Raw genomic sequence first — 25045 nt, 5'->3', positions numbered from 1 at the left:
TACCACTTAGGCAGCCCTGCGAGCTTGAGCAAAGTTGTCGACTTCGGTAGGTCTGTGATCAGGGAAGAGGAGAGGTGTAGCTCTCGGGGATCGCCTGCCCGAACAGGAGGGTCGGGTCTCGATGCGCGAAGCCGCGCAGAGCGACTATGTCAGTTGGACGAGGGTGAAGCGGGGGCCTCGCGGCCCCCAGCCCCCCGCGGGCCGGCGGGTACGCCCGCGCGAATCTGTCTGTCGCAGCGTCTCGCCGTTCGCGCGGGCGCACCCTCCGGGAGGGATGGGGGTGCTAACGGGCGGTGCCAACAACGGGATCGGATGATCGCGGATGGGTGTGGGCGTCCGGGCGGTTGCGATGCTGGTCAGCGCGCTGTATGGATCGTCCTGGACGTTGCTGATCTTGCGATGGATCAGATGGCGTGCAGTCGAGCTCATGGACACAGCTATTACTGTGAGGCCGCATTCGGCCACCCTGGGTGGTCGGCAGGTGGTCACTGGCAAGGTTGCGCACATGAGCGGTCCAGCAGTCGTCGGGTACATCCACGACCAGATGAGCCTGTCACAGCTGCATTTCACGTACGCCGACCTTGAGCGGCTGGCAGGCATCCGGGAGCAGCGTCTTAGCCAGTGGAAGCGCGGGACTCAACCTTCCTACCGCGACGTGCAAAAGCTTGGTCGGGCTCTGGCGGAGTACTACCCAGGAGCGCGTATCGGGGCGTTCCAGCTGCTGGAGGTGGCTGGGTATGCGCCCGAGCCTGACCCGAGCATGATCGCCTTTGCTCAGGACGTGCGAACATGGGACGCGCTGACGTTGGAGTTTCGCAAGGCTTCCAGGTGGGAGCGACTGAAGGCCATCCAGGCCATCGAGGACTTGCTCGTCAAGAAGAAGGCTTGACGCAGCAAGGGAACGCATGCCTCGGTGCCTCGGTGGAGGCCACCGGTTCGCGCGTTGGCCGTTGGCAAGGTTCAAGCGCCCGAGCCTTCCTGGGCGACGCCCCAAGGCGTGTGCCGAATACAGGCCGAACTTCGATCAATTACCGGGAACCATGCAGGTCAGCGGGGTTGGGCGGTGGGACTGTAAATCCGTCGGCTTAGCCTACGCAGGTTCGAACCCTGCACCCGCCACCACCACGTAGAACGGCCCCTGACCAGCTAGAACGCTGTCAGGGGCCGTTCTCGTTGCTTCCCGGTAGCTCCCGACCGTTCCCGGTGATTGCCGGGTGTTCACGGGACAGTCGCGGGACAGGTTGTGTGTGGGCTGTGACCTCCAAGGGGCCAGTCAGCACGTCGCCCATCCCGGACACACGCTCAATGCTCCAGCAGGCGCAAAAGCCTCAGCTGCTTCGGTTCCCGCCTCCGGCTCAGGGCTCGACTAAAAGGTGTGCGGCCCTGCCACGGGCGAGGACCACCACGTCGCCGCCGAGCTTGGTCATGCACACCGACCCTCACGCGGAGGCCCAGTTGCCGCCTGTCGTTATCAGCTCACCAAACTAGCCACCCGGGCGCCCCAACCGGCCGTATCCCGGTTAGACAAGACGGAGCGGGAGGGAACCGATTCCCCTCCCGCCCCTAAGGTTTGCCGTAACGCTCACGGCGGTTCGATGCGGCTTGAGCCCTCACTCAAGCCGCAGTGATCCGGTCTGGCTCGAAGACGAACTCCAGGATGCTCCCGTTCCACAGGTCCTCCGGGAGGTTCTGTCGCGCAGACTGGAAGAATCGCTCGCGGGTATCGCCGGGTTCGACCGTGCCCATGCCCTCAGTGAATGCCTTCCGCAGCAGCGAGCCGAGTTGCCTCTCGGCCGAGATGACGACGTGGTAGTCGGTTTCGGTGAGCTGGTTGGCCCCCACCGAGTAGCACACGACCACCTCGTCCGCTGCAACTTCGCGCCTGCGCAGCTCACGAAGCTCTGCCATCGTCCGCTCGTAGAGGTCACTGCGGGTCTCCACCGACGTGGTGAACTTGAACGTGTAGGTGTTGTGCACCCAGACGGTGCTCGTCACCTGTTCGGAGCCCACCATCACCACAGGAAGCGGGCATAGGCCCGCAATCGTGATGACCGCGAAGTACTCAGTCCCACTCCCGTGATTCGGAGAAGCAGCCGAAGTCTGGTTTGTCATGAGATGTCTCCATTTGGATCGTCCGCACGTTGGTGCGGTCCCCCTTCCTAGACAAAGAGGGCAGTGGAGACAGTCCTGACCACCCAGGAACACGCAATGGGTCTTCCTCAGAGTCACCCTGAACGAATAGCTCCATCTACTTCGAGACACCCCTAGTCGTCGTCCTTGAGAGCGTCCTCGATACGGCCGTTCCACATGTGCTCGTGGCCGTCGATGCACCCGGCGTAGACCCGTAGCAGCACGTCGACGCCGTGCCCGGCGCGGCGGGCGACCTCGGGCGCCGGGACGCCGGCGTTCAGGGCGAGCGTGACGCCGCTATGGCGGAGGTCGTAGGGTCGCCCGGCCAGGGGAGAGGCCACCTGTGTGGGCGTGAGCGCCATGTCGCGGGCGAGCTGCCAGACGCGCCCGTACACGCTCTCTGAGAGCGGCCCACCGCGCCCGCCGGAGAACAGCCGACCGTCGGGCGCCGTCCCGTGCTCGGCCAGGTGGCGGCGCAGCAGCCGGACGAGTTCGGGCGGGATGGGGCGAGCGGTCTTCTTTGCCCGGTGCTTCAGCTGCCGTTCCTCGTGACTCGTCCCGGTGTCCGTCCACTCCGACCCGACACGGGGCGAGTTGCCGCTGAGCAAGAGCTGCCCCCATCCCTCCTCGGGCAGGTCGATGCAGTCGCCCCTACGCAGGACTTTGGCCTCACCGGGCCGCATGTAGGCGTAGTACAGGCAGCCATAGAACGCGGTGAGTTCGGGTCGCTTGTCCTCGATCGCGGCCAGGAGTGCCCGGACCTGCCGAGGCCGGGCCACCACGTTGCGGTTGACCTCCTCAGCGATGGCCGGGGCTTTCCAGGCCACGCGGTCGATGGGATTCGCGGGCAAGATGTCGAGTTCTACGGCGTAGTTGAGCGCGCCGTAGAAGATCGCTCGCTTCCTGGCGACGGTCTTCGCCGCGGCGGGCGTGCCGTCCATCTTGAGCGCGATCGTGTCGAGTGCCGAGCGGATGAGTTGGGACCGCTGCTCTTTCTCGTTGAGCGTGACGACCCTCAACGAGTTGTCCTGTAGCCACTTGAGCGCGGCGGCCTCCTTGCCGGTGAGCTTGGTCGTCTCGCGGCGGACCTTGTGGAAGGCCCAGCCGTACAGCGCGGCGCGTAGAACCTTGTCGTCTGGCTTCCCGCGCTTCGTGGTCACTAGGACGGACGTGACTGTCGCGAGTGCATCGGCGATGCCGGTCCGGGACTTGGCGGCAGCGTGCGGCCACTTGAGATCTACGAACCGGCACGCGAGGTCGAACCACGTGACCGAGAGTTGGGCCCGGACCATGGACTCGGGAAGGCCCGTCTCCGTGTCGAACCCCTCTCCCTTCCTCGCGACTTGCATGATGTTTTAGCCGGTCTGCGGCGTTGGGGCGGGCTGTGCGCGTGGGGGTAGTCGTTCTGGGGTGGGCGATCGTGTGTCGGGGGCCGACAACCGCGACCAGGACGACACCCGGGTGAAGCCCACGGGGGCGGAACCAGCCGTGCTCGGGAACACACTTGACGAACCCCACCGACGCACCCGCGGGGTTCCAGAGAACGTGTGTCCGTGTGTCGATCCCTTACACGCGCGGCCTGTGATCCGGGACAGGTATCACGATCGCCTCGGAACACAGCGCCGCGAGATCCTTGGGTGGCCCGATGCACGGGCGATCCGAGGTTGGGTATTCAGCGCCTGGTCTCGTACCTGGTCAGGAGTACGCCGTCGGGGAAGGTCCGGGTCTCCACCAGGGTCAGGTTCACCCAGTTGTCCAGCGCCGTGAAGAACGGCGTGCCGCTGCCCACCAGGACCGGTGCGGTGAGCAGCACGTACTCGTCGATCAGCCCGGCCCGCATCGCCGCCGCGGCGAGTGTGGCGCCGCCGATGTCAATGGGGCCGCCATCCTCGGCCTTGAGCCGGGTGATCTCGGTGACCGCGTCGCCGGTGACCAGGCGGGTGTTCCAGTCGACCTTGTCGATCGTGGAGGAGAACACCACCTTCGGCATGTCCCGCCAGCGGCGGGCGAACTCGATCTCCGCCGGTGTGGCGCCGGGCTGCTGGTCGGCAGTCGGCCAGTGGGAACTCATCGTCTCCCACAATCTGCGCCCGTACAGCGCCAGGCCCGTCGCCCCCACCCGGTCGGACCACCACTGGAACAGCTCGTCGCTCGGCACGCTCCAGCCGAGGTCGTCGCCGGGCGCGGCGATGAAGCCGTCCAGGCTCAGGTTCATGGCGAAGGTCAGTTTCCGCATGGCGTCAGCCTCCTGTGAGTCGGTTGTCGGCGTACAGACCAGCACGGCGCGGAAAAATCAGCGGTCAGGCCACGCCGAGGCCGGTTCGCTTCGGCGTGATCACCGTCGTTGCTACTTCTGAAAAGCGGACGGTCGCGCCGTCGACCTTCCCAGCACCGCAGCGCTTGGCCTCCACAGATCAGTCCAGGGGTGGCTACGCGACCGGTCTACTGCAGGGCGACTGTGAGGACGACGGCTTGGGCGGAGAGCGATGATGACTCTGGCATCAACCATTCTCGGGATACCGTTCGGCCAGGCGACGTCTGAGAGCGGCTCGCATACGCGCCGACGCGCCGGGCAATCCGGCTGGGCGTTGCACCTCGTTCGGTTCCAGTTCCCGCCGGTGCGCGAGCGCCAGGACAGCCGCGTATGGGTCTGCTCGTGGAGGTCAGCAATCGAGCCTCAAGCTCGGCCAGCACCTTGCGCAGCACCTGACGATCAGCGTTCGGGTGCTCTGCAGGCAGTCGCAAGAGCCGGCTGTCGTTCCACGCGTTATCACGCTTCGAACACAGCTCTCCCAGGACACGCGCAGGCGGCTACTCCCAGGGCGCTCACCGGCGCAATTGCCGACTTATGCCTCGGCGCGTGCCTCCGGACGGCCGAGTATGGCCAGGTATCCGCCGCTGACGATCGCGTCGGCGGACGCCGCGTATTCCGCGGTGTCGTCGGGCAGGGTCGTGCCGAGGCCGTCCACGTACCGGTTGAACATGCAGAACGCGGCGGCGATCAGCACCGTGTCGTGCACCTCGACGTCGGTCGCGCCCTCGGCGCGGGCGGCGGCCACGTCCTCGGGCCGCACGTCGCGCCCGCTCCGCTGGACGGCGCCGGCCACCCGCAGCAGGGCCTTCAGCTTCGCCGGGACGGGCGCGCTCTCGAGGTCGGCCCGTACCTGGTCGACCAGCGCGATGCCCTCGGGGAGCTGAGCGGCGGCGAACGCCGCATGCGAGGTGGTGCAGAACTCGCAGTCGTTGAGGGCCGAGACGTAGGAGGCGATCAGTTCCCGCTCGCCGCGGCTCAGCGAGCTCGGGCCGCGCAGCAGCACCTCGGCCAGCTCGCTCAACGGACGGGCGGTCTCGGGCCGGTAGGCGAACAGCGAGATGATTCCGGACGCGTCGTTCCCCAGGGCGATATGCGGCATCGGTTCTCCAATCGTCGTCCCCGCGTCGGGGGAGCGATTCGCACTCCGTGCACAAGGAAGTGTCTCGCATCGGGCGCGCCCAGGGCAGGGGTAAGAAGGTGCCAACTCCGGACATGCCGACATTCGGCTTCGCGGGGTCAATTAGGCTGGCGGCCCGTCCTCAGCACCATGCCAGAGCGGCCATGCGGGGCCTGTTCACCAGCGTGCCTCTGCACGGTCACTTATATCTGCTGGTGCCGCTGGCCCGGCGTGCCGGGCGCTCGGCTACGAGGTGCTCGTGGCGACCCCGGACCGTTTCGTGGCTACCGCCGCGCGGTCCGGCCTGCCCGCCACGTCCTGCGGTGCTACAGGTGCTCCAACGCACCGTCCAGGATGTCTAGCTGCGATGATCCTTCCCGGCGTTCGGTGACCTCCAGTCCCCGAAGATGCTCCCTCTGCTCGGTCAGTGATCGGAGGAGTTCCCCGACGAGGCAGATTGCCTCTGCGACGCTTTCGACGCCGGAGACGGTTTCCTCCAGCGTCAACGAGTCCCCATTAGTGCGGACACACGCCATGGCCATCTTGGTGCAATGCGCGAGATCGCTGAGCACAGGCCGAACAATCAGTTTCTTAGTGTGCCTATCCTTGGGGCGTCATTTAGATGACCTATCCCAGGAAATAGGCGCTGTTGCATGCTCATCATTTGCTTGGCTGACCGGCATCGCCCGAACCCACAGCATCGCCCCGGTGTCCACGACCGCATCTCTGGCGTACACCCACAGCCCTTGTCGGCGGTCAGGTGCCCGGGCCGGGTGCGCGAGGGCCGGACCCGGCGGGCCGCACCGCGATCGCCTCGACGACCTCGATCAGCCGGGTGCAGTCGTCGACGTTGCCGGCGGTCACAGTGAACGCCAGCGGCAGGCCGCGCGCGTCGCAGCCAGATGGGACACTGCTGGTCAGCCCGCTGCGGGCCCGCCCAGTGCCTGCCCGGCCGCCGGTGATGCCGGTTTCGTCCCCGGCTGTTCCCCTTCTTGCGGGCGCCGAGGCGTGCTGGTGGGCGCGCACGATGGTGGAGCCCACGCACACCGCCGACCAGTCCGCGCTCCAGCGGCGGAGCTGCTGGTAGAGCGTCGGCCACGGCTCATAGCGTTCGGGCACTTCTCGCCAGTAAACCTGCCGCACATTCGCCAAGCTCGTCCCGTGACTCCCCTTGCCTGACGTCTGCCGCACCGCCCGGCGATTTTCGCCCTACGATCGCCACAGCCTGCCTGAGGCGGGTTGCGTGGTTGGGGCGATCACTGCCGCGCGGCACCGGTGCTCGGACCGTGGCCGACCCTGCGCTCCGGGTCCGCTTGCCCTCGCATGATCGGGGGAGCTGTCGCTGATCCGAGCAGGCTGAGAACGTCCCAGCTCAGCAACTCCGGCGGGCGTGCAATTGGCGTGCAATTGGCCAGGGTGGCAGCGGACAGTGGCGGTACGAGCGAAAGCCATGTCAGCCGCTGAGACGACCGGGATCGGTTTGCTTCCCAAGCTGACAGCGCGGGTTTGATCCCTGTCGCCGCCCCCAGTTGTGCGAGCCGAGCATGGTGTCTCTGAGTGCGATATTGTCTCGCGTCGCTGGACGCGGCGGCCCTATGCTCAGGGTGAGCACCGTTACCTTCATAGGTGGTTCGGGAGGCGTGCCGGATGACCGGCAGAGATGATCCCCGACTGGGCGTGATTAGTCGGCTCGTCGCGGAATTGAGCGCGTTGTTGCAGGAACCGATCGAGGTTGTAGGGCTTTTGGACGACCGTTTCCGAGACGGCGAGGGCTTGGGCTTGGATTTTTGCGTAAGTATCCGTAGTTCGCCTCCGCAAGGCAATGGCTTCCAATTGTGCTGGGAAGGAGTGCTGGGGAGTCAACTCATCCAGGACGGGAGCCATCGCGCCAGCGTCACGCTCTTCCTGTACAGCAGGAACCGGCGACTCGGGATGATGGAGGATAGAGAGGGCAGTAGCTTGGAGATCGACTACGAGGGTTCGTTGGAACATGGCGGCTGGTGGGGAACTCCCAGGTGGCTCGCGGACGAGTTTGGTGAGTTCCTCGGGTACGAATCGTACGGCGACGCCGAGTAGGTCGAGCGTGCACGCCCCACTTGCTGTTACCAAACTTGATTGGATGAGTTTCGGTGATTGTCCGCCAGTGAGGCGGGTCTGATAGGTCTGTGCGGGTGCACGACTCCGCCGAGACCCCGCCCCCAGGCACGTGGACACGGTCGCGTGCCGCAGAGCGTACGGCGTCTCGGCCAGCGGCGAGGAGGAGTCGTCTCCGCATACGCATCAAGAACCGGGTCAGCGAGTCACTCAACCCCACCAGGTCCACGTCCAGCCCCGGAATATCACGTGACACCACGGGTTCGATGAGGTTCGCGGGGCGCCGTGAACTCCGCGACGACTTGCGTTGCGGGGGTGCCCTGTTCGGCGCGAGATCATGAGCGGATGAGGGATTTTCTGAGGGAACCGATGCTGTCGCCTCCGATGTCGACCGGCCCCGGTCAAAGCGTGCTTCTGACTCTCCTGCGCAGTCGGCGGCCGATCTCGATGGCTGCCCCTTCTCCCGTGTCCTTCAGGGGGCGGCGGTGGCGCTGACCTCCGGCTGGTCTCTGGCCGATGACCCGGCCGAGTTCGACGCGGGCGAGGAATTCCTGCTCGCGCGGGCGGCGACCAACCTGCCCCTGCTGATCGCGCTGTCCGCCGTCCGCCGCTCGGGTGGTGGGCGGACACCATCGCTGTTCGGCTGGTGGACGGGCCATGAGGGAGCAGTCGGCGGCGCGTTCGTCCGTCCGTCTTTCGGTCCCCTGCTCCTTGGTGACATGCCGGTGGAGGCTGCTGCTGCGTTGCCCGGGCAGTTGGACGGCAGGCCCCATACGTGGGAGGGGCGCAGTGACCTGGCTGAGGCGTTCGCGGCGGAATGTCCTGGGCAGCCGGTCGGCCCTCGATCGCGGCTGCACCGGCTGGAGACGCTCTGCCCGTGTTCGACGCCGGACGGTTTCGCGCGCCCCGCGACGCCGGCGGATCATGACCTGCTGGACCGCTGGTACGAGGCCGTCACCCGGGGCCACGGCACGCTCGGCGCCGTGGCCGGCCGAATCGCCTCCGGCGACCTGAACGTCTGGGAGACCGGTGGCCGCGTGGTGGCGGTGGCCGGTCACGGGCCCCGGTTCGGCACAGCGGTGCGTCTCGACCCGATCTACACCGCGAGCGAGCATCGGGGACATGGCTACGCGACCGCACTGGTGGCCGCCATCACCCGCTCACTGCTGGCCACTGGTGTGACCGAGGTCGTGCACGTCACGACCCCAGCGAACCCCGCGGCCTACCAACGTCTCGGCTACCAGCCCGTCGCTGACTATGTGACGTTCTCGCGCTTCGCCTGAGCCCATGCCCTGGACGGCGGTGGCGACCGCCTCCAGCAGTCAGGCATACGGCCCGGCCGCGGCGGCCGGTACCGCGGGGACATGCTGCTCATCGTTCGTGGCCGCAGAGGTCCTTCCTGTAGGCAGTGGAGTCCACGGCTCCGCTGGAAGATCCGCGGCGTGCGCGCCGGTCACAGGCGGTGCGGAGCGCCAGCCGGCTCCGCGCCGATCGCCCACCCCAGGGTCGCGGCGCCGCCCTAGGCGTGTCGACGCCGGGGCGTGAAGGCCCGTTCGGCGACGGGCATCGGGGGTGAATCTGGTCGGGTGACACCAAGAGCCGGCCCGTCGAATGGGCGTCGTGGCATAAAAGAAGACGGCGGGAGGATGCACCTGCCCGCCGTCGATTGGGAAGCGATGGGGGTGGCCCCTTCGCCCGCTGGTAGCGATAGAGAGGAGCACCTCTCTCCGCGAGTAAGTTCAGCAGCATGGCCGCTGACCTCATCGGGGGGATGCCACTCCCACCGTTGTGCATGGGGTTTCAGGTCGGGCGGACCTTCGACCTCACGATAGGGTGTCTTGCCCGAGACACCGTTTTTACTTGGATGTAGAACGAGAGTTGCCGGCCCTCGTTCACACCCGCATACACCCACGTCTTCTCACGTGTGATTCCTTGGGTGCGAAGTAAGAGTTAGCCAGCTCTCGACGGGCAGTGTACCGCATGCCCCTCGCCGGACAATACGGTGGTCGGGCCGCAGGATCGATGCCTTGGTTCCGGAGGAGCAGGGAAGCGTGGCACGCACCGGGCGGTCAGTTTCAGGTTCTGGAATATGCGGAATCATCGACAACAACAAGCTGGTGGTTCGGATCCGACGCCGTAGCGGGATCACCCTCCGACCAGTGCGAACACAATCAGATGTTGCTCGCTTTTCGAGATCCTTCGCGTGCGGATGGGCGCAACTGGGCGTATCTGGATTCCAGCGTTCGGGAGTATGCGCGCATGGACACCGAGGACTCGGGCTGGGAAAGTACAGGGGCTTCGGATAGATCGGAGGGCCCGACATCCTGAATTCAGGGCCGAGGTCCTAGCCGCCGCTGAAACTTGCCGTAGGCGGTGGAGTCGGCAAATGCGCCCCGCTCAGCCTGGAGGGTCTGCCTCTCGTCAGGCGCCCCGAACTCGCGAGGTGCTCTCGGGGGATCGCCTCCAGGACCGGACGAGGACCTTGATCGCCGGACGGACCTTGCGTCCGCGTTACGTGACGCTCTTCCGATTGGCGGGAACCCAGGCCCTGGCGGAGGCAGCGGTCGCCTCCGGCGGTCCGGCATAGGAGATCCGCTGAGGCGGCCGGTACTGCGGTGCGGGACGCATTGCTCAAGGTCCATGGCCGCGGATGTCCTCGGTCACCTCCCGGACTGTGACTGAGGTGCAGAAGCCGGCCCGCATCGCCGCGATCGGCACTGGAGCGGCCGCCTTGGTCGCCGTCCCGGCCATCGCACTCTCGGTCTCGGGTGCCGGCCACTCCGGCACCGCCGGGCCGGTGGCGGCGCACGACAAGGTCGCCCGGGCCGCGAGCCCGCACTGCGACCCCGGCTGGCCCGTCAAAGGTCCAGCGCAAGGTCAACTACCGCAAGTCGACGGGCGAGCGGGACAAGCTGATCAGCAAGTCGAAGCGGTCGGTGAAGCGCACCTACACCCTCACCAGGCAGGCGAGCACGAAGTGGAACGTCAGCGTCGAGGCGTCCGCGTCGTTCAAGGCCTGGATCTTCGCCGAGGTGAACGTGAGGTCGCCGGCTCCGTGCGCTCATCCCGATGCGCGCGGCCGTACTCGCGGTCGCCATGAGCCGCTTGCGATGGGGCACCCTCCACGGACAGTCCATTCTGCGGACTCGGTCCGCAGACAACCGAAAAACAAGAGAAAAGAGGAAAGGCAATGGCAGGCTCCAAGATCACACGACGCCAGGTCATCGCAGCGGCAACTCTCGGTGCGGTGCTCGCGGTGACCCGTGACAAGGACGAGGAGCAGGGTGACACCACCACCCCGCAGGAGACTCCTCGCTCTGGCGAGTCCACCGAAGAGCAGCCGAACCGCTGATCGCAAAGCATTCCAGCCGGGCCCCCTCGATGAGGGGGCCCGGCCCTTCTCTTAGGCCTGGCAGGGTTATCCCTGGGTGGACGTTGCGAAGAGGTTGTCTCGTGGCGAACCAGATCGCGACCGAGTTGTTCCCCCTTTTCTTGAGCTGGAGCTCTTCCCGCCGCAGTCCGCCCCCCTCTTCGCGGGCGTGGGCCGACGGCAAGAGGAGGGACGAGGGTCACATGCCCAGGGCGTGGCGGAGGTCGTGGGCCGACTCCAGGACGATCAGTGCGCCGATGGTGATGAAGGCGACCGGGACGAGCCATCGGCCGTGCTGGTCGAGAAGGTCGATGACCTTCTTGTGCGAGCCCAGCCAGGACGCGGCCAGGCACCACAGGGCCACGCCGGCGGCGAAGACAGCGACGGTGACGACGGTGGGCGCCGGGCCGATGGTGCGGAAGACCGGGGTGTAGGCCGAGATGTTGTCGGCGCCGTTGGCGATCGTCACGCCGGCGATCGGGAGCAATCCCGAGGCCACCGCGGGAGGGCCGTCGTGGTCGCGGGAACGGACGGCCGCGACGAGCCCGCGGACCCCCAGGGCCAGCGGGACGAGGCCGAGCAGACCGATCCACTCGTCAGGGACGATCGTCAGGCCCAGCGCGGCGACCACCGAGACGAGGACCAGGGCGGCGATGCCCGCGTACTGGCCCGCCCAGATCTGCCAGGGCCTCGGGGATCCCGTCGCGCGCCCGGACAGGAAGAGGACGGTCAGGACGATGAGGTCGTCGACGTTCGTCGCCGCGAACATGCCGCACGCCGTCGCGATCGTGCCCGCGATTCCGTCCACCTGCCGGAACTTACCGGAGCGGGGAGAAGGTCGGGAAGGCGACGTTCGTGGCGGGCGGCCGCATCTTGGAAGTGGTTCGGAGGATCGTGGCGGGCGCCGAAACTCCATACATCCGTCTGTGACGTCTCCGCGCCTTCGGTGGTCGGCATCCTCGGAGCCGGGTCGAAAACCCAACCTCCGCTTAATGAGAATTCGCAGAACGGCCGCTGCTTGACGTCGGCGGGCCGAGTAACAGCGTTGGCCGGGACCGAACGAAGGGGATCTGTGTTCGGCTCGCGGTAATACCTGTTGTCCGCATGTGGGCAGGTCAGGCCGAATGTCCGCGCGAAGTCAAAGGCGGGATCAGCCCGCCATGTTCGCGCACGAGTGGGCGCTTGTCGATGTGGAGACCTCCGGGCTGCGGGCCGTCCAGCACAGGGTTCGTCGTTGGAGGTGGTGACGGTGGGCAGGGACGGCCGAGCGAATGAGGAGTTCTCGACGCCGTTAGACTCCGATGCGATCCGGGGCCGGTACATGTCCACGGGCTGACCGCCGCCAGGCTGAGAGGTACGCCGCGATTCGAGAACGTCACCCCGGCGCGTCGCGGAAATGTTTCGTGGACGGGTGCTCGCGGCCCACAACGCGCCTTTCGACTACGGATTCCTGGCCGAGGAGTTTGTCGCCGTGGCGGCGATCGACGGCGTGGCGACGTTCGGGGTACTGGGGGGCCGTCGAGGTCACCGTGGGTCCGGGTGACGGCGAGCGGACTCGGCGTCGACGTCGAGGACTGACCGGCGCCGGGATCGGCGACCACATCAGGACGTGCGGGGGAACGCGGGGTAAGGGAATTGGTCTAGCGGCCCGCAACGGGCGGGACAGCGGGTAAACCTGCATCTGTGCAGGTGAGTTATGTGAGTGTGGCGACGCCGGGACGGGAGAACGAGGACTTCGTGGCGGCCGGGCCCGGGTGGGTGGTGCTGCTGGACGGCGCGACGGCGCCGCAGGGGGTGGACAGCGGGTGCCGGCACGATCCGGCGTGGCTGGTGCGCAGGCTCGGCGGGCGGATCGCGGCGCTGCTGGCGCTGGAGGACGGCAAGCCGCTGCCCGACCTGGTCGCCGAGGCGATCAAGGTGACCGGGGAGGCGCACACCGAGACGTGCGACCTCGGGAATCCGGACAGCCCGTCCGCGACCGTGTCGCTGCTGCGCCGCCGCGGCGGGGTCGTGGAGTGGTACGTCCTCGCCGACTCGCCGATCGTGGTGGACGTCGGCGAGATCAGGGTCTTCCGGGACGACCGGGTCGACCATCTGCCGAGCTACACCCTGGAGGGCGTGCGGCGTTCGCGCAACAGCCCCGGCGGGTTCTGGGTGGCGAGCACCAGGCCGGAGGCCGCGTACGAGGGGCTGACCGGTGAGGTGCCGGTCGAGGGGCTGCGGCGGGCGGCGGTGCTGAGCGACGGCGCGTCCAGGCTCGTGGAGCGGTTCGGCCAGATGGGGTGGGGCGATCTGCTGCGCCTCCTGGACGAGGAGGGCCCGCGGGAACTGGTCAGGAGGACCAGGGCCGCGGAGGCGGCGGCGACCGCCGCCCGCGGAAAGCGGTACGACGACGCCACCGCCGTCTTCGTGCGCTTCGACACCTGACCGCGGCCGCCCTTCCGCCAACGCGTCGGGGCCGCCCCGTCTCAGCGCGTCGGGGCCGCGATGTGCGGCCACCAGGCGTCCAGGTCCTCCGGCAGGTGCATGCCGTCCACGCGGAGGGTGGCGGGCATGAGGGGGAAGCGTCGTCCGGCGGGGAACGTGCGCTCGTAGGACGGCGGGTCGATCACGACGACGCGGGTGCCGTTCACGACCGGGATGTCGGCCGGTACGCCCTCGTTCCAGATCCACTCGCCGTGCGCGTCGACGAGGTTCCACGGGCTGGAGATGACCGGCGGCCCGGGCGGGGCGTCGGCGTTCAGGAAGCAGGCGATGATCTCGGGGGCGGGACGGTCGCCGGTCAGACCGCCGGGACGTCCGATGAGCGCGCCCCCGAGCAGGACGTGCAACTGGAAGTTGTCGCCGATCCCGCCGATGGTGACCGTCCAGCCCTTGCGGCTCGCGCGGTCGAGGACGAGGAGGCGCTCGCCGTCCAGGACGCGCAGCAGCGCCTGGTAGTGCTCCATCTGCCCGAGGTACTGGGAGGCCTGCCCGGCGGCGAAGGTGAGGAAGTCGCGGTCGGCGAGGCCGGCCCGCACCGAGGGCCCCATCTGCAGGACGGTGCAGCCCGCCATCGTGAACTGCGGCAGCGCGAACCACGACATCATCGCGGTCACGGCGCCGTCCCCGAGGTGCGGCGCGACGGTGTCGAAGACCTGCTGGGACGGCTGCTCCTCCTGCATGTCCGGCGGCGGCTTGCCGGCGGCGGCCTGGTCCCACGCGTTGGCGAACGCCAGCGCGGCGGCGGTGACCTCGGAGAGGCGGTGGACGAGGGGCTCGCCGACGGCGGCGGGGTCGGCGCCGTTCTCGATCCAGGCGCCGGAGACGATGGCGAGCCAGCCGCCGAGGTTCGGGGGCGCCTCGGCGATGCCCTCGGCCAGGCGGGGCAGCGCGGCGGTCATCTCGGCGGGGGAGGCGGTCTGGAATACCTGCATGAGCTGCGGGAGGAGGTCGCCGAAGGAGCGGTCCTCGACCATCGCGGCCCGGACGATCTGATCGACGAGAGGCTGGAGCGACATAAATGATCAGCCTGGCACATCGGGGGCGCAGGGCCGGAACCCGCCCACCATCCTGGAATCTGATTCTAGAATGACACGCATGGAGCCACAGGATTTCGCCGACGTGCTCAAGGCCGTCCGCAGCTTCGTCCGCGACCAGGTCGTCCCGCGCGAGGAGGAGATCGAGGAGACCGACGCGATCCCGGAGCAGGTGCGGCGCACGTCCCGCGACATGGGCCTGTTCGGGTACGCGCTGCCCGAGGAGTACGGCGGGCTCGGCCTGTCGCTGAGCGAGGAGGTGCGGCTGGTCTTCGAGCTCGGCTACGCCAGCCCCGCGTTCCGCTCCATGTTCGGCACCAGCAACGGCATCGCCGGACAGGTCCTGGTGAACTCGGGGACGGCGGCGCAGAAGGACGCCTGGCTGCCGAGGCTCGCGTCCGGCGAGGTCATCGGGGCGTTCGCGCTGACCGAGTCCGAGGCGGGGTCCGACCCGAGCGCGCTGACCACGACCGCGGCCCGCGACGGTGACGACTACGTCATCGACGGCGCCAAGCGGTTCATCACCAACGCGCCCGAGGCCGACGTCTTCATGGTCTTCGCCAGGACGGGCGGCCCCGGCTCCCGCGGCATCTCCACCTTCCTCGTCGAGAAGGGCGCGGACGGCCTGCGCGTCGGTCCGTCGGACGAGAAGATGGGCCAGCGCGGCGCCCACACCGCCGAGGTCTTCTTCGACGGCGTGCGCGTCCCCGCCGACGCCCTGGTCGGGACGGAGGGGACGGGCTTCCGCACCGCGATGGCGTCGCTCGCCCATGGACGAGTCAGCATCGCCGCCGTCTGTGTGGGTCTCGCCCAAAGGATCCTGGACGAGACCGTCGCGTACGCGAAGGAACGCAGCCAGGGCGGTAAGGCGATCGGCGAGTACCAGCTCGTCCAAGGGCTCATCGCCGACTCCCAGACCGAGCTTTACGCCGGACGCTCGATGGTCCTGGAGGCGGCCCGCGCCTACGACGCCGGCGAGGACACCAAGCTCGGCCCGTCCTGCGCCAAGTACTACTGCTCGGAGATGGTCGGACGGGTCGCCGACCGCGCCGTCCAGGTCTATGGGGGCATGGGCTACATGCGCGGCGTCGCCGTCGAGCGCTTCTACCGCGACGTCCGCCTCTTCCGCATCTACGAGGGGACGAGCCAGATCCAGCAGCTCGTCATCGCCCGCAACCTGCTGCGCTGACCAGCGCGGACACCGTCGCGGGATTCTGGTTCGCACCACGCGCCCAGGCCGTGTATGGTTTCACTGCGCGAACGACGCAGGCCCCTTTAGCTCAGTCGGCAGAGCGTCTCCATGGTAAGGAGAAGGTCTACGGTTCGATTCCGTAAAGGGGCTCACGACATCCCGGCCGCCATCCGCACTCCGGACGGCGGCCTTCGTCGTACCGGGGGCACGGCCGCCGCCGGTCCGCGGCGCCGGCCGTCCTGATTCGCTCCATACCTGGGCCTGTGGTACCGTCCCACCGGTTCTAGCAGGACGTTTCGCAGCTCATCGGTGCACCCGGTAACCTGGGGGACGGTCCCGCGGAGCCCGCGGAACCGGTTCCCCGATGCTCATCCGGGTTCTCGTGTTCCCAGGGCTCGGTGCGCATCCGGTATCCTGGCAATCCGGTCCACACCGACCATCACGGCGGGGTAGCTCAGTCAGGCAGAGCAAGCGGCTCATAATCGCTGTGTCGCCGGTTCAAGTCCGGCCCTCGCTACTACCCAGGTCTCTCACCCCTCGACGGGGGTGAGCAGGCTGGGTCGAATCGCCGGCCGTCCCCCGGGACGGCCGAGGTCCGAAAGTCCATGTCCCTAGCTCAGAAAGGCACTCCATCGTGGCTGCCACCGACGTCCGGCCGAAGATCACGCTGGCCTGCCAGGAGTGCAAGCACCGCAACTACATCACGCGGAAGAACCGGCGCAACGACCCGGACCGCCTGGAGATCAAGAAGTACTGCCCCAACTGCCGCACGCACCGTGCGCACCGGGAGACCCGCTGACCGAGGTCCCGGACGGAGAAGTACTGCCCGCCGCGCTCGACCGCAGGGCCAGGACCCACCGTCCGAACAGGGAGATCCCGCCGGTCACGGACTCACCGTCCGGCCCGGGAGCCCCGTCCACGGCGCGAGTCCGCCCCGCAGACCCCGCAGACTTCTTCGCACGCTTGCCCTGACACGAATCAGCCCGTTCTCGCAGTGAGACCCGCGAGAACGGGCTGAACGTCGTCCTGGTGCCGCCCGTCCGCAAGAAGCGGATCAGCGGTGCTGATCCACCCGGAGCGACGGCCGCCCGCAGCGCAACAGGGCACTGCACAGGTCCCGAGGACCGATCGGCAGCTCAGCTGCCGACCGGTCCCCGGGCAGGTTTCACCCGGGCACTTCCCAGGCAGGGTTCACCCGGTTGGTTCCCGGGCGGGCTTCACGGACGGTTGGTCTTGTCCGTGAGCATGTACTCCTCGATCTCGTTCAGCTCCGGTTCGGCCATCTTGATCAGGCCGGCCTCGACGAGCCACCGGACCCAGGAGAACGTGAGACCGGGCCTGCTGGCCCACTCTTCGTCAGTGAGCTCGTTCCTGACGCGCTGCAGGGTGCGCTGGGCCAGATCCTGCAACTGGGCCTTGGAGACCCATCGCACGTTGTGGAACGAGCCCCGATCAGGGGTGAGGCACCCTTCCACCTCGGCAACGTACAGCTGCCAGAAGTGGCCGAGTCCGAACGGGCCGTCCCCGCGCTTGCACGGGTTGGAACGCCACACCGGCTCTTCGAACAGCGGTCGCAGCGATGTGACGATCAGGCCCGTTTCTTCGCGGACCTCTCCGTGCGCCGCTTCGTCGAAGTCGGCGAAGTCGTCGGTGACATGCCCGCCCACGCCGGACGCGCCGCGGCCGTCGGAAATGTCGCCGATCAGCACACCCAGCTGCGGATCGGTGACGATGACGGCGACAGAATGACCGTCGCATGGTTTTTTGGGCTTATTCGGGGCAGCGTTCATCGCTGCTTCACTCCCTCTTCTTCTTGTTTGTCGGATATCTCGCGGCACTGTGCCGCAGTCAGGACAGTCCAGGACCGGCGACCTTTGGCAATGGTCGGGTGTGCCCCGACGGGCGACGCCTCCAGGCCGGTGCGCGCACTGATCATCGCGGTGCGCACGCAGGTCAGCGCGGCGCGCACCGCGGGTCGTCGACCGCCGGAACTCGTCCGCCATCGGGGGTTGCGGCCGGCCCGCAGCATCGGACGATCAAGAGCGTGCCCGAGATTCGGGTGCACTTGCGACGTCTCGGACGGCGCAAGGAGCTTCAACGGAGAAAAGAGATGACAGAACCGATTTCTCCCTCAGCCGGTTCGGCTGAGAGGCACGGCCTTCACCTGACCACCTCCGGCGCCCCCGAGCCCGCCCTGGTCGAGCCCAGCTCGTTCCTGGGTCGGCGGGCGCAGGCCGAGTTCGAGAAGGGCTTCCGGGCCCTCGACGGCATCGGCAAGCCGGCGGTCACCGTGTTCGGCAGTGCCCGCACCGAGCCCGGCACGGAGGAGTACGAGCTCGGCGTCGGCATCGGCGCCGCGCTGGTCGCGAAGGGATTCGCCGTGATCACGGGCGGCGGTCCCGGCGCGATGGGCGCCGCCAACAAGGGGGCGCACGCGAGCGGCCTCTCGGTCGGCGTGGGCATCGAGCTGCCCAACGAGCAGCAGCTCGGCCCCGACCTCGACATCGAGGTCAAGTGCCAGTACTTCTTCACCCGCAAGGTGATGTTCGTGAAGTACTCGGACGCGGTCGTGGTGCTGCCGGGTGGTTTCGGCAGCCTCGACGAACTGTTCGAGGTGCTGACCCTCGTCCAGACCCGGAAGATCCCCTGGCGGCCGATCGTGCTGGTCGGCCGGAAGTACTGGGGAGGACTGGACGCCTGGATCCGGGAGACCATGCTGCCCAGCGGCAAGATCTCCCCCGGGGACCCCGACCTCTACCGTCTCGTCGACACGGTGGACGAGGTCATGGACCTCATGCCCGAGAACGCCGTCTCCCAGGACGGCGTGAAGTAGGGATCCCGCCCCCCAGGCAGGGTTCCTGAACGTCAATGGACTCCCGGCCGGGCAGCGCTCGCTGTCCGACCGGGAGTTTCGTCATGCGCAACGCACTTCCGTCGCCATCCCCAGGGAGTCGTCGCGTCCTGCCCTGCCCCCGCGGTCCGCAGGCTGCTCAGATCGCAGGCCGCTCAGTTGGCAGGTCGTTCAGATCGCGGGCCGTCAGATCGCCACGGCCGGCCCGTTCTGGCGGTGAGACCCGCGCGGACGGGGTGAATGTCGTTCTGTTACCGTCCGTCCGAAGAGACGGAACCAGCGCGCTCAGAGGGCGCCCGGGCACCCCCGGCCGGCGTAGCGGTGCGGCCGGCGAGAGTCCGCGGGGCCCTGGTCCATCTGGAGGGAACGGACTGCATGGCACTCAACCGTGATTTCATCGGGCGGAGCTTCCCGCCCAGCGAGCCCTACGAGGTCAGCCGGGTGAAGATCCGCGAGTTCGCGGACGCGATCGGTGACCGCAACCCGCTCTACCGCGACCGCGAGGCGGCCAAGGCGGCCGGGTACCCCGACGTCATCGCGCCCCCCACCTTCCCGATCGTGGTCTCCCTCGGCAACCCCGGACTCGCCGACCCCGACCTCGGCCTCAACTACGCGATGGTCGTGCACGGCGAGCAGCGCTTCGAGTACACGCGCCCCCTGCGCGCCGGCGACGTCATCACCTGCACCTCGACGATCACCGAGATCAGGTCGATCGGCAACAACGAGAAGATGGTCGTGGAGACCGAGATCGCCACCGTCGAGGGCGAGCCGGTCTGCAAGTCCTACAACACGATCGTGGAGCGGGGTGCCTGATGACCGCCAAGGTGAACTACGCCGACGTCGAGGTCGGCACCGAGATCCCCAAGCAGACCTACGCCGTCGACCGCGCCAACCTCGTCATGTACGCGGGCGCGTCCGGCGACTTCAACCCGATCCACTGGCGCGAGGGCGTCGCCAGGGCCGTCGGCCTCCCGGACGTGATCGCGCACGGCATGTACACGATGGCGCAGGGCGGCCGGTTCGTCACCGACTGGGCAGGCGACCCGGGCGCCGTCGTGGACTACGGGGTACGGTTCTCCTCTCCGGTCGTGGTCCCGGACGAGGGCGGCGCGACGCTGGAGATCAGCGGCAAGGTGGAGGAGAAGCTCGACGACAACAAGGTCGTCGTGGCGCTCACCGCCAGGTCCAACGACCAGAAGGTCCTCACGCGCGCCAAGGCGGTCGTCAAGCTCGCCTGAGCGCGGTGACGCACCGGCCGGGGCCGCCCCGGCCGGTGCGCACGTCAAGGGGACGAGGGCGGGCCGGCCCGGCGGCGCGGGGCAGGGCAGGAGGGGGAGACGACGTGGCGGTGTTCGCCGAAGACGTGAACCTGGCCGGATACACCACGCTGCGGCTGGGCGGTCCCGCGCGGCGCTTCGTCGAGGCGACGACCGAGGCGGAGCTGGTCGCCGCCGTCCGCAAGGCCGACGACGAGGGCGAACCGGTCCTCGTGCTCGGCGGCGGCAGCAACCTCGTGGTGTCCGACGACGGGTTCCCCGGCACCGTCGTGCACGTCGGGACCCGCGGCACCGAACGCGTCGCAGCCGAGGGCGGCAGGGTGCTCCTGCGCGTCCAGGCCGGCGAGGACTGGGACCCGTTCGTCGCCCGCTGCGTCGCCGACGGGCTCGCCGGCGTCGAGTGCCTGTCCGGCATCCCCGGCCGCGTCGGCGCAACGCCGATCCAGAACGTCGGCGCCTACGGGCAGGACGTCAGCGAGACGATCGTGGAGGTCCGCGCCTACGACCGGGAGGCCCGCGCCTGCGTCACCCTCGACCGCGACGCGTGCCGGTTCACCTACCGGCACAGCGTCTTCAAGGGCAATGACCGTTATGTCGTCCTGGACGTGACCTACGCCCTGGACGAGGCCGAGGAGTCGCAGCCCATCGCCTACGCCGAACTCGCGCGGAGGCTGGGCGTCCGGCCGGGGGACCGGGTCACGCTGAAGGAGGCCCGCGACGCCGTCCTCGAACTGCGGCGCGGCAAGGGCATGGTCCTGGACGCGACCGATCCCGACACCCGCAGCGCCGGGTCCTTCTTCACCAACCCGATCCTCGACCCGGACCAGCTCGCCGAGCTCGAACGCCGCGTGGCCGAACGCCTCGGCCCGGACGCGACGTTCCCGCGCTATCCGGAGGCCGGCGGCCGGGTGAAGACGTCCGCCGCCTGGCTCATCGACCGCGCCGGGTTCACCAAGGGCCACGCGCGCGGACCGGCCCGCATCTCGACCAAGCACACCCTCGCCCTCACCAACCCGGGAGGCGCCACCGCCGCCGACCTGCTCGCGCTGGCCCGCGAGGTCCGCGACGGCGTCCGGGACGCGTTCGGCGTCGAGCTGGTCAACGAGCCCGTCATGATCGGCGCGAACCTCTGACCGCAGGTCCGAGGGCTCTGACCGCGGGCCGCCGGAGCCGCCTTGGTAGGGTGGACGGCGTCGAGGGGGAGTAGTCCCAATCGCGTGATCGACATACTGGCGCCGCCGACGGCGCCCGGTCACGCGGGCCCGATGCACATCGCGGCGGACGAGACCTTCGGCCCGGCAGTCATGCCGGGCCGAGGTCGTGCGCGCGAGCCCCCGCCCTTCGCCCGGCAGCACGAGCGAAAGGGATCAGGTGACCGCCTTCCTCATCAGCCTGGCCGTGATCTTCGTGGCCGAGCTGGGCGACAAGAGCCAGCTCATGGCCATGACGTTCGCGACCCGCTTCCGGGCGCTCCCGGTGCTGATCGGCATCACGGCCGCGACCGCGATCGTCCACCTGGCCAGCGTCGCCCTCGGCGCGGCCCTCGGCGCCGCGCTACCCACCGGCCCGATCTCGATCATCGCCGGCATCGCGTTCCTCGGCTTCGCGCTGTGGACGCTGCGCGGCGACGAGCTGGACGACGACGAGCGCGACAAGGCGCGGCGCGCCACCGGATCGGCGATCCTCGCCGTCGGCGGGGCGTTCTTCCTCGCCGAACTCGGCGACAAGACGATGCTCGCCACCGTGACCCTCGCCGCCGACCACGGCGGCCTCGCCGGGCTGACCGGCGTGTGGCTCGGCTCGACGGTCGGGATGGTCGCCGCCGACGCGCTCGCCATCGTCGCCGGCCAGATGCTCGGCCGCAGGCTGCCCGACCGCGTCATCAAGTACGGCGCCGCAGCAGGGTTCGCCATCTTCGGCGTCCTGCTCCTGTTCGAGGGCATCACCGCGTGACCCGGCGGGAACACTCACTCCAGGGCCCTTGAGCAACCGCGAGGCTCCACCGCGGCAGGGTCCGGACGGGAGTTACCACCGTGGCCCTACCCGCCTCCCTTCCCCCGCCGCGGCAGGCGCTCGGCACGCGGCTCCAGCTGAGCGACGAGGCCGCCGCCCGCATCCGAGAACTGATCATGGACGGGCGCATCCGGCCCGGCGACCACCTCCGGCTGGAACGGCTGGCCCTGGAGTTCGGCATCAGCGTCACGCCCGTCAGGGAGGCGTTGAAGTCGCTGCGCAGCGAGGGCTTCGTCGTCCTTGAGCCGCGGCGCGGGTTCGTCGTCGCGCCGCTGTCGGAGCGGGACGTCCAGGACCTGTTCTGGGTGCAGGCGGGCATCGCCGCCGAGCTGACCGTGCGCGCCGCGCCCCGGATCGGGCCCGCCACCCTGGCGCGGCTGGACGGCCTCCAGGACGCGCTGGCGCGCGACAAGGCCGCGCGCCGCCCCGACCTCATGGAAGAGCGCAACCACCTCTTCCACCGGGAGATCAACCTGGCCGCCGACTCACCGAAGCTCGCCTGGTCGCTCGGCACGGCCGCCCGGTACGTGCCGCGCGGCCTGTACGGGCGGCTCGCCGACTGGCCGGACGTCGCCGTGCGCGACCACGGGCGGATCCTGGCGGCGCTCCGGGACGCGGACGCCCGCACGGCCGGCGAGGAGATGCGCGCCCACATCGTCCGGGCGGGGGAGCTGCTGGTAGCGCACCTCGAACGCCGGGGCCTCTGGCGCCCGGCCACATGACCGCCACCGCGGCGGGCCGCCAGACCGCCACCGCGTCCGGCCGCCAGACCGCCTCCGGCGACACGACCGCTACCGCGGCGGGTCGCCGAGCCAGGCGTCGACGCCCGCCAGCAGCCGGCGCCGCACGTCCTCCGGGGCCGCCGAGGCCCGGATCGACTGCCGGGCCAGCTCCGCCAGCTCGGCGTCGGTGAACGCGTGGTCGGTGCGGGCCAGCTCGTACTGGCGCGCCAGCCGCGAGCCGAACAGCAGCGGGTCGTCGGCGCCGAGCGCGATCGACGCGCCCGCCTCGAAAAGCCGCCGCAGCGGGACGTCCGCCGCCGTCGCGGCCACGCCGAGACCCACGTTCGACGCCGGGCAGACCTCCAGCGTCACCCCGCGGTCCACGATCCGCTCCAGGAGCCGCGGGTCCTCGACGGCGCGGACCCCGTGCCCTATCCGGTCGGCCTCCAGCGTCTCCAGGCATTCGCGGACGCTCGCCGGGCCGAGCAGCTCCCCGCCGTGCGGGTTCGACAGCAGCCCGCCGCGTTTGGCGATCCGGAACGCGCCCTCGAAGTCGTAGGCGCGGCCCCGCCGCTCGTCGTTGGACAGGCCGAACCCGACGACGCCCTTGCCGGTGTAGCGCACGGCGAGGCGCGCGAGGGTCTTGGCGTCCAGCGGGTGCCGGGTCCGGTTCGCGGCGATCACCACGCCGACGCCGACGCCGGCCGCCTCCGACGCCTGGCGCGCGGCGTCCAGCACCAGCTCCACGGTCGGGGTCAGGCCGCCGAAGCGCGCCGCGTACCCGCTCGGGTCGACCTGGATCTCCAGCCAGCCCGATCCCTCCGCGGCCTCGTCCTCGGCCGTCTCGCGCAGCAGCCGGCGCAGATCGTCCGGCGTCTGCAGGACCGAGCGGGCGATGTCGTACAGGCGCTGGAACCGGAACCAGCCGCGCTCGTCGGTCGCGCGCAGCCGGGGCGGCCAGTCCTCGACGAGGGCGTCCGGCAGGTGGACGCCGTGCAGGCCGGCGAGCTCCACGAGCGTGGAATGCCGCATCGACCCGGTGAAGTGAAGGTGCAGGTGCGCCTTGGGGAGCAGGGCCACGTCCGGGCGGGCGGGACCGCGCGCGGGCGCGGGTTCCCGGGGGTCCGGCATGGGACGGTGCTCGACCGGACGGGCTGAAACGGTACGTGCCTCCATGAGCCAATGTTGCCGGATCATCGTCCTCCTCGAACGCCCGCCCCGGCAGTATCACCTCACCGGACTACCTCGCATGACTCGCGGCGGCCATCACGCCCCATGGGCATCCCCGAAAAAAGTTGGGAATCCCGTGCAACCCCTCACCGGCACCGTGCGTATACGAGGGGCGCCAGAGAGAGACAGGCACCCCCCAGAGCAACACCCCGCGTCAGAAGGGATTCACGATGATCACGCTGAAGGCCGCCTTGATCGCAGCGTCCGCCGTCGGGACCGTGGCCGTGGGCGGCGGCGCGACGTGGGCCATGACCGGCTCCCACCACGAGGCCGGCCTCCAGTCGAACGGCGCCAAGGCCCCCGCGGTGGAGCGCAAGGTGCAGGACGCCGCGCCCAAGAGCGCCCCGACGTGCCTCCCGGCCGACCTCCCGGCCAAGCCCGGACTGCCCAAGGTCCCGGCCGACGGGGTGAAGAAGCAGGTCGAGCAGCACCTCAAGCAGAACCCGGCCACGAAGAACCTGCCGGAGGGCCGGCTGCCGAAGGCGGGCGTTCCCGGCAAGGACCTGCCGCAGGCCGGCATCCCGAGCACCGAGCTCCCCGGCGTGAAGGCCCCGGACGGCAAGACCCTCCCCGCGAAGCCCGGTGTTCCCGCGAAGCCGGGTGTCCCCGCCAAGCCCGGTGTCCCGGCGAACCTGCCCACCTGCGTGCCGTCCACCGGCGACCTGCCCGGCGGCGCCCCGGCGGCCAAGCCGGACGCGGGCGTGCCCGCCGCGCCCGCCAAGCCCGCGGTGCCCGCGCTGCCCAAGCTCGACTGCAGCACGCTGAAGCCCGCCGTGAAGGTCGGCAGCACCGTCGAGAAGACCGTGATGACCGCCAAGGGCCTGCGCTACGTGTCGGCCGTCCCCGGCTCCGCCGACCTGCGCAAGGCGCAGATCTGCGCCGTCACGCAGAAGTGGACCGGCAAGGCCGGCCAGTGGCTCACCGTCGAGACGCTGAAGACGCGCGCCGGCATGACGCAGGAGCAGCTGCGCCAGGCGCTCGGCCTGCCGCAGGGCGGCACCCCGCTGACCATCGCCGGCCTGGCCGCCTGGCAGAGCCCGAACGGCAACGGCGTGCTGCTGTTCGACCCGAACGGCTCCTCGCTGTTCATCAACGGCAGCCCCGTCCTGGCCGGCGGGACGAAGGACGTGGCCGCCGCCCTGCGCAAGGCGGGCTGACACCCGGTAACGGACCAGGGCGACATCAGTAACACCTAACACAACACAGACGTGGGCGGG

Annotated in this window: 24 protein-coding genes and 2 tRNA genes; 16 read left to right on the top strand and 10 right to left on the bottom strand. The window is 69.2% G+C overall.

What is annotated here, in order from left to right; translation table 11 throughout:
• Positions 1-322: 322 nt before the first annotated feature.
• Complete coding sequence (locus AB0H37_RS19005; protein WP_360614036.1) at positions 323-889, top strand: helix-turn-helix transcriptional regulator; 567 nt, start codon at positions 323-325, stop codon at positions 887-889.
• Positions 890-1614: 725 nt separating this feature from the next.
• Here the strand turns inward: AB0H37_RS19005 and AB0H37_RS19000 are convergent.
• The 6 genes from AB0H37_RS19000 to AB0H37_RS18975 all read right to left on the bottom strand — a co-directional run bounded on the left by AB0H37_RS19000 (position 1615) and on the right by AB0H37_RS18975 (position 6680).
• Entirely contained in the window at positions 1615-2112 is a 498-nt protein-coding gene (locus tag AB0H37_RS19000; protein WP_360614035.1) for a hypothetical protein, read from the bottom strand.
• A gap of 152 nt (positions 2113-2264) precedes the next feature.
• Positions 2265-3479, bottom strand: coding sequence for a tyrosine-type recombinase/integrase (locus tag AB0H37_RS18995; protein ID WP_360614033.1), 1215 nt, complete (start codon positions 3477-3479; stop codon positions 2265-2267).
• Positions 3480-3802: 323 nt separating this feature from the next.
• Entirely contained in the window at positions 3803-4366 is a 564-nt protein-coding gene (locus tag AB0H37_RS18990) for a dihydrofolate reductase family protein (RefSeq protein WP_360614031.1), read from the bottom strand.
• A 610-nt stretch (positions 4367-4976) separates the two neighbouring features.
• Positions 4977-5543: a peroxidase-related enzyme gene (locus tag AB0H37_RS18985; RefSeq protein ID WP_360614029.1), complete on the bottom strand. Its 567-nt coding sequence runs from the start codon at positions 5541-5543 to the stop codon at positions 4977-4979.
• 344 nt (positions 5544-5887) lie between these two features.
• Positions 5888-6067 carry a hypothetical protein gene (locus AB0H37_RS18980; protein ID WP_360614027.1) on the bottom strand — a complete coding sequence of 60 codons (180 nt, stop codon included), beginning with the start codon at positions 6065-6067 and terminating at the stop codon, positions 5888-5890.
• 250 nt (positions 6068-6317) lie between these two features.
• The gene (locus tag AB0H37_RS18975) at positions 6318-6680 is read right to left on the bottom strand and encodes a hypothetical protein (RefSeq protein WP_360614025.1); all 363 of its coding nucleotides are present in this window, start codon (positions 6678-6680) and stop codon (positions 6318-6320) included.
• A gap of 528 nt (positions 6681-7208) precedes the next feature.
• On the opposite strand from AB0H37_RS18975, the gene AB0H37_RS18970 reads away from it, so the two are divergent.
• The 3 genes from AB0H37_RS18970 (at position 7209) to AB0H37_RS18960 (ending at position 11007) form a co-directional block, all read left to right on the top strand.
• Positions 7209-7637, top strand: coding sequence for a hypothetical protein (locus AB0H37_RS18970; RefSeq protein WP_360614024.1), 429 nt, complete (start codon positions 7209-7211; stop codon positions 7635-7637).
• Between the two features lie 503 nt (positions 7638-8140).
• Positions 8141-8938 carry a GNAT family N-acetyltransferase gene (locus AB0H37_RS18965; RefSeq protein ID WP_360614022.1) on the top strand — a complete coding sequence of 266 codons (798 nt, stop codon included), beginning with the start codon at positions 8141-8143 and terminating at the stop codon, positions 8936-8938.
• A gap of 1907 nt (positions 8939-10845) precedes the next feature.
• On the top strand, positions 10846-11007 hold the full coding sequence (locus AB0H37_RS18960; protein WP_329085139.1) for a hypothetical protein: 162 nt from the start codon (positions 10846-10848) through the stop codon (positions 11005-11007).
• Positions 11008-11224: 217 nt separating this feature from the next.
• Here AB0H37_RS18960 and AB0H37_RS18955 read toward each other — a convergent pair whose 3' ends face one another.
• Entirely contained in the window at positions 11225-11833 is a 609-nt protein-coding gene (locus AB0H37_RS18955; protein WP_329085141.1) for a cadmium resistance transporter, read from the bottom strand.
• An 890-nt stretch (positions 11834-12723) separates the two neighbouring features.
• Between AB0H37_RS18955 and AB0H37_RS18950 the strand changes: the two genes are divergently transcribed.
• Complete coding sequence (locus AB0H37_RS18950; RefSeq protein ID WP_360614019.1) at positions 12724-13452, top strand: hypothetical protein; 729 nt, start codon at positions 12724-12726, stop codon at positions 13450-13452.
• A gap of 41 nt (positions 13453-13493) precedes the next feature.
• Here AB0H37_RS18950 and AB0H37_RS18945 read toward each other — a convergent pair whose 3' ends face one another.
• Positions 13494-14525 carry a hypothetical protein gene (locus AB0H37_RS18945; protein WP_360614017.1) on the bottom strand — a complete coding sequence of 344 codons (1032 nt, stop codon included), beginning with the start codon at positions 14523-14525 and terminating at the stop codon, positions 13494-13496.
• 79 nt (positions 14526-14604) lie between these two features.
• Between AB0H37_RS18945 and AB0H37_RS18940 the strand changes: the two genes are divergently transcribed.
• The 4 genes from AB0H37_RS18940 (at position 14605) to rpmG (ending at position 16534) form a co-directional block, all read left to right on the top strand.
• Positions 14605-15732 carry an acyl-CoA dehydrogenase family protein gene (locus tag AB0H37_RS18940; RefSeq protein WP_179837734.1) on the top strand — a complete coding sequence of 376 codons (1128 nt, stop codon included), beginning with the start codon at positions 14605-14607 and terminating at the stop codon, positions 15730-15732.
• 80 nt (positions 15733-15812) lie between these two features.
• Positions 15813-15885: transfer RNA gene (locus AB0H37_RS18935), tRNA-Thr, on the top strand.
• A gap of 293 nt (positions 15886-16178) precedes the next feature.
• Positions 16179-16252, top strand: a tRNA-Met gene (locus tag AB0H37_RS18930).
• 117 nt (positions 16253-16369) lie between these two features.
• Positions 16370-16534, top strand: a complete 165-nt coding sequence (gene rpmG / locus AB0H37_RS18925) for a 50S ribosomal protein L33 (protein WP_067812252.1) — start codon at positions 16370-16372, stop codon at positions 16532-16534.
• Between the two features lie 418 nt (positions 16535-16952).
• On the opposite strand, the gene AB0H37_RS18920 is transcribed toward rpmG, so the two are convergent.
• Entirely contained in the window at positions 16953-17525 is a 573-nt protein-coding gene (locus AB0H37_RS18920; RefSeq protein WP_360614015.1) for an NUDIX hydrolase, read from the bottom strand.
• A 320-nt stretch (positions 17526-17845) separates the two neighbouring features.
• On the opposite strand from AB0H37_RS18920, the gene AB0H37_RS18915 reads away from it, so the two are divergent.
• The 6 genes from AB0H37_RS18915 to AB0H37_RS18890 all read left to right on the top strand — a co-directional run bounded on the left by AB0H37_RS18915 (position 17846) and on the right by AB0H37_RS18890 (position 22598).
• Positions 17846-18568, top strand: coding sequence for a TIGR00730 family Rossman fold protein (locus AB0H37_RS18915; protein ID WP_360614013.1), 723 nt, complete (start codon positions 17846-17848; stop codon positions 18566-18568).
• Positions 18569-18961: 393 nt separating this feature from the next.
• The gene (locus AB0H37_RS18910) at positions 18962-19399 is read left to right on the top strand and encodes a MaoC family dehydratase N-terminal domain-containing protein (RefSeq protein WP_179837730.1); all 438 of its coding nucleotides are present in this window, start codon (positions 18962-18964) and stop codon (positions 19397-19399) included.
• Positions 19399-19824: a MaoC family dehydratase gene (locus AB0H37_RS18905; RefSeq protein ID WP_179837729.1), complete on the top strand. Its 426-nt coding sequence runs from the start codon at positions 19399-19401 to the stop codon at positions 19822-19824. The genes AB0H37_RS18910 and AB0H37_RS18905 overlap by 1 nt, the downstream gene beginning before the upstream one ends.
• A 104-nt stretch (positions 19825-19928) precedes the next feature.
• Positions 19929-20996, top strand: coding sequence for a UDP-N-acetylmuramate dehydrogenase (locus tag AB0H37_RS18900; RefSeq protein WP_179837728.1), 1068 nt, complete (start codon positions 19929-19931; stop codon positions 20994-20996).
• Between the two features lie 238 nt (positions 20997-21234).
• Positions 21235-21816, top strand: coding sequence for a TMEM165/GDT1 family protein (locus AB0H37_RS18895; protein ID WP_360614010.1), 582 nt, complete (start codon positions 21235-21237; stop codon positions 21814-21816).
• An 80-nt stretch (positions 21817-21896) separates the two neighbouring features.
• Positions 21897-22598, top strand: coding sequence for a GntR family transcriptional regulator (locus tag AB0H37_RS18890; protein WP_360614009.1), 702 nt, complete (start codon positions 21897-21899; stop codon positions 22596-22598).
• Positions 22599-22667: 69 nt separating this feature from the next.
• Here AB0H37_RS18890 and AB0H37_RS18885 read toward each other — a convergent pair whose 3' ends face one another.
• A complete protein-coding gene (locus AB0H37_RS18885; RefSeq protein WP_360614189.1) occupies positions 22668-23729 on the bottom strand; it encodes an adenosine deaminase in 1062 nt (353 codons plus the stop codon).
• Between the two features lie 269 nt (positions 23730-23998).
• Between AB0H37_RS18885 and AB0H37_RS18880 the strand changes: the two genes are divergently transcribed.
• Positions 23999-24985 (top strand): hypothetical protein, encoded by a 987-nt coding sequence (locus AB0H37_RS18880; protein ID WP_360614007.1) that lies wholly within the window; start codon positions 23999-24001, stop codon positions 24983-24985.
• Positions 24986-25045: the final 60 nt, after the last annotated feature.

The sequence above is a fragment of the Actinomadura sp. NPDC023710 genome (genome assembly GCF_040639875.1).
Lineage (GTDB): Bacteria > Actinomycetota > Actinomycetes > Streptosporangiales > Streptosporangiaceae > Spirillospora > Spirillospora citrea.
This window is presented reverse-complemented; position numbering and strand designations above follow the sequence as displayed.